The organism is Ruegeria sp. A4 (assembly GCF_056543025.1).
This window is the reverse complement of sequence record NZ_JBQGAW010000019.1, coordinates 1-4443: the sequence shown is the minus strand read 5'-3', so window position 1 is coordinate 4443 and position 4443 is coordinate 1. Positions and strand designations below refer to the sequence as shown.

Sequence of the window (4443 nt, the reverse complement as noted above, 5' to 3'; positions counted from 1 at the left end):
TCCGCGGCGTCTGCGTATGCGTCCATTGGGGGGCATGTGCAGACGAGGTTTCTGTCACCGTATGCGTTGTCGACGCGGTTGACGGGGGACCAGTATTTGTCGACGCCCATGGAACCCGGGGGGAAGCAGGCTTGTTCGCGGGTGTAGGGGCGGTCCCAGTCGCCGACCAGATCGCGCACCGTGTGGGGGGCGTTTTTCAGCGGGTTGTTTTCCGCGTCGATCTTGCCGTCGATGATGTCCTGCGCTTCCGAGCGGATCGACAGCATGGCATCGCAGAAGCGGTCCAGCTCGGCCATGGGTTCCGATTCCGTGGGTTCCACCATCAGGGTGCCGGCCACCGGCCAGCTCATCGTCGGCGCGTGGAAGCCTGAATCGATCAGGCGCTTGGCCACGTCATCGACGGTGACATGCGCCTCGGCGTCCAGCGGCCGGGTGTCGAGGATGCATTCATGCGCCACACGCCCCGTTTCAGAGGTGTAGAGGATCGGATAGGCATCCTTGAGCCGCGCCGCGATGTAGTTGGCGTTCAGGATCGCCACCTTGGTCGCCTGCGTCAGACCCGCGCCGCCCATCAGCAGCACATAGGCCCAGGACACGGGCAGGATCGAGGGCGAGCCGAAGGGCGCTGCCGAGACCGGACCCACGGCGGTGCCGTATTCCGGGTGACCGGGCAGGTGTTCCTCAAGATGCGCTTTGACGCCGATCGGACCCATGCCGGGGCCGCCGCCGCCATGCGGGATGCAGAAGGTCTTGTGCAGGTTCAGGTGGCTGACGTCGCCGCCGATATCGCCGGGGCGCGACAGGCCCACCATGGCGTTCATGTTGGCGCCGTCGATATAGACCTGACCGCCGTGATCATGGGTGATCTGGCAGACCTCCTGCACGGTGGTCTCGAACACGCCATGGGTGGACGGGTAGGTGATCATGCAGGCAGCCAGATGATCCGAGTGCTTTTCCGCCTTGGCGCGGAAGTCGGCGACATCGATATTGCCCTTGTCATCCGCCTGCACCGGCACGACCTGCCAGCCCACCATTTGCGCCGAGGCCGGGTTGGTGCCATGGGCCGAGGTCGGGATCAGGCAGACATTGCGGTGCCCTTCGCCGCGCGCAAAGTGATAGTTGCGGATCGTCAGCAGGCCCGCATATTCGCCCTGCGCGCCCGAGTTGGGCTGCTGGCTGATCGCGTCATAGCCGGTGATCTGGCACAGCTTGTCGTTCAGATCGGCGATCATCTCGTGATAGCCCTCCGCCTGATCCTGCGGAACAAACGGGTGCAGGTTGCTGAACTCGGGCCAGGTGACCGGGATCATCTCGATCGTGGCGTTCAGCTTCATGGTGCAGGACCCCAGCGGGATCATCGCCCGGTCCAGCGCCAGGTCACGGTCGGCCAGACGACGCATATAGCGGGTGATCTCGGCCTCGGCCCGGTTCTGATGGAAGATCGGGTGGGTCAGATAGGCGCTTTCACGCAGCGCATAATCCGGCAGGCGGTATTGCTTGTTCGAGCTGTCATCCTTGCGGTCGATGCCGAAGGCGCCCCAGACCGCCTCGATCGTCTCGGGGCGGGTCTGTTCGTCCAGGCTGATGCCGACGCGGGTGTCGCCGACCTTGCGCAGATTGACGCCGCGCGCCACGGCGGCCTCCATCACCGTCTTCTGCAGGTGGCCGACCTCGACCGTGATGGTGTCGAAGAACACCTCGGGTTCGACCGAGAAGCCCGCCTCTTCCAAGCCGGCGGCCAGGCGCGAGGTCTTGCGGTGCACCGATTGCGCGATGGCCTTGATGCCGTCGGGGCCGTGATAGACCGCATACATCGAGGCAATCACCGCCAGCAGCGCCTGCGCGGTGCAGACGTTCGAGTTCGCCTTCTCGCGGCGGATGTGCTGCTCGCGGGTCTGCAACGACAGGCGGTAGGCCTTGTTGCCGCGGCTGTCGATGGACACACCGATGATCCGGCCCGGCATGGATCGCTTCAGCTTGTCGGTGGTCGCCATGTAGGCGGCGTGCGGGCCGCCATAGCCCATCGGCACACCAAAGCGCTGGGTCGAGCCGATGGCGATATCGGCGCCCATCTCGCCCGGTGACTTCAGCAGCGCCAGCGACAGGATGTCGGCGGCGACGATGGCGATGGCCTTGTGTTCATGCAGCGCCGCGATCTCGGCGGTGAAGTCGCGCACATGGCCATAGGTGCCCGGATACTGGAAGATCGCGCCAAAGACCGCGCCCGCGTCCAGCTGATCCGGGTCGGCGACCTGCACGTCGATGCCCAGAGGCTCGGCCCGGGTCTTGATCACCGCGATGGTCTGCGGGTGGCAGTTCTTGTCGACGAAGAAGGCCGCGTTGTTGGCCTTGGACCGGCCGCCACGCTTGGCCATCGCCATGGCTTCGGCGGCTGCGGTGGCTTCGTCCAGCAGCGAGGCATTGGCCACATCCAGCCCGGTCAGGTCGCTGACCATGGTCTGGAAGTTCAACAGCGCCTCGAGACGGCCCTGGCTGATCTCGGGCTGATAGGGCGTATAGGCGGTGTACCAGGCCGGGTTTTCCAGGATGTTGCGCAGGATCGGCGCAGGCGTGGTGGTGCCGTAATAGCCCTGACCGATCAGCGAGGTCAGAACCTTGTTCTTCCCCGCCACCTGTTTCATGTGGAAAAGCGCATCGCGTTCCGTCATCGCCGGGCCCCAGTCCAGCGGCTGTTTCTGCCGGATCGCCGGTGGGACGGTGGCGTCGATCAGCTCGTCCAGCGTCTTGAAGCCGATCACCTTGAGCATGTCGCGCATCTCGGTCGGGCTGGGACCGATATGGCGGCGGTTGGCAAAATCATAGGCTTCGTAGTCGGTCAGTTTGAAGGCCATTGCAGCGCTCCCATGGAAAGGTCAGGGCCGGCGGAGGCTTCGGGAGCCTCCGGCGGGAGTATTTGGAAAAAGATGAAGCGGTGGAGCCCCAAAGGCGGGGCTTCGGGTTTGGGTTAGCCGATGAAGGCTTTGTATCCGGCCTCGTCCATCAGGTCCTCAAGCTGCGATGCGTCCGCAATCTTGACCTTGTAGATCCAGGCCTCGCCTTCGGGGTCTTCGTTCAGCGCGCCGGGGTTGTCGGCCAGCGCCTCGTTCACTTCGACGATCTCGCCATCGACCGGAGCATAAAGCTCGGACGCGGCCTTGACGGATTCGATCACGCCGATCTCGCCGTCCTTCTCGAACTCGTCGCCCACTTCCTGCTGCTCGACGAAGACCACCTCACCCAGCTGTTCAGCCGCGTGCTTGGTGATGCCCAGCGTGGCGGTATCGCCCTCGACGGTCAGCCATTCATGCTCTTCGGAATAATAGGTTGCCATGTCTCTCTCTCCTGACTTCAACGCTTGTAATTCTGTTTGACGAAGGGCAGCGCCACGATTTGCGCCGGTTGCGCCTTGCCCCGGATGATCAGGTTCACCTTCTCGCCCGGCGCGCCATGGCCCGCGGACACATAGCCCATCGCGATCGGGCCACCGACCGTCGGGCCAAAGCTGCCCGAGGTGATCTGACCGATGGTGTTGCCTTCGGTGCACTGGATTTCCACGCCCTGACGCGCCGGCGCGCGGCCGTCGGGCTTGATGCCCACCAGCTTGCGCGATGCGCCCTCGGCCAGTTCGCGCTGGATACGTTCCGCGCCCGGAAAACCGCCTTCTTCCTTGCGGCGCTTCTGGATCGCCCAGGCCAACGAGGCCTCAATCGGCGAGGTGCTCTGGTCGATGTCATTGCCATACAGGCACAGCCCCGCCTCAAGCCGCAGGCTGTCGCGCGCGCCCAGACCCGCCGGTTCGCAATCCTCATGCGCCAGGAAGGCCCGTGTGATCTCGATCGCCTTGTCCTCGGGGATCGAGATCTCGTACCCGTCCTCGCCGGTATAGCCCAGCCGCGAGATGCGGCATTCGACGCCCATGATATCGGCCAGAGTGGTTTCCATGAACTTCAGGTCACGGGCCGCGGGGCAGAGCGCGCCCACCACGTTTTCCGCCGCAGGACCTTGGACTGCAACCAGCGCACGGTCGAAGATCTCGGTCACGTCGACGCCGTCAAGGTTCGCTTTCATATGCGGAATGTCCTGATGGCGCAGCGCCGCGTTCACCACCACAAAGTAATGATCCCCGGCATTCGACACGATCAGATCATCCATGATCCCGCCTTCGGCATTGGTGAAGAACCCGTAACGCGCCTTGCCTTCCTTCAGCGTCGCATAGGCCTGCGGGCACAAAGCTTCCAGCTTCTCACCCACATTCTCACCGCGCAGGATCACCTGACCCATGTGAGACACATCAAACAACGCCGCCTTCTCACGGCACTGCTTATGCTCTCCCATGATCCCCAAAGGATACTGAACAGGCATCTCCCAACCAGCAAAATCAACCATCTTGCCGCCAAGCTCGACGTGCAAAGAGTGGAGAGGCGTGCGCTTCGGTGTGGTCAT

General features: G+C 63.7%; 3 protein-coding genes. All 3 read right to left on the bottom strand.

Annotation, left to right across the window (positions count from 1 at the left end; all coding sequences use genetic code 11):
* Positions 1-2852, bottom strand: a 2852-nt coding sequence (gcvP, locus tag ACR0E2_RS20595; protein WP_480447747.1) for an aminomethyl-transferring glycine dehydrogenase, incomplete at its 3' end; no start/stop codon positions are given.
* Between the two features lie 113 nt (positions 2853-2965).
* Positions 2966-3331 carry a glycine cleavage system protein GcvH gene (gene gcvH / locus ACR0E2_RS20590; RefSeq protein ID WP_170345522.1) on the bottom strand — a complete coding sequence of 122 codons (366 nt, stop codon included), beginning with the start codon at positions 3329-3331 and terminating at the stop codon, positions 2966-2968.
* Positions 3332-3348: 17 nt separating this feature from the next.
* Entirely contained in the window at positions 3349-4443 is a 1095-nt protein-coding gene (gcvT, locus tag ACR0E2_RS20585) for a glycine cleavage system aminomethyltransferase GcvT (RefSeq protein ID WP_480447746.1), read from the bottom strand.

What these genes read in the sequence shown, in the direction of transcription:
- gcvH (WP_170345522.1), bottom strand. Translation starts at nt 3,331, where the DNA reads ATGGCAACCTATTATTCCGAAGAGCATGAATGGCTGACCGTCGAGGGC.
- gcvT (WP_480447746.1), bottom strand. Translation starts at nt 4,443, where the DNA reads ATGACCACACCGAAGCGCACGCCTCTCCACTCTTTGCACGTCGAGCTT.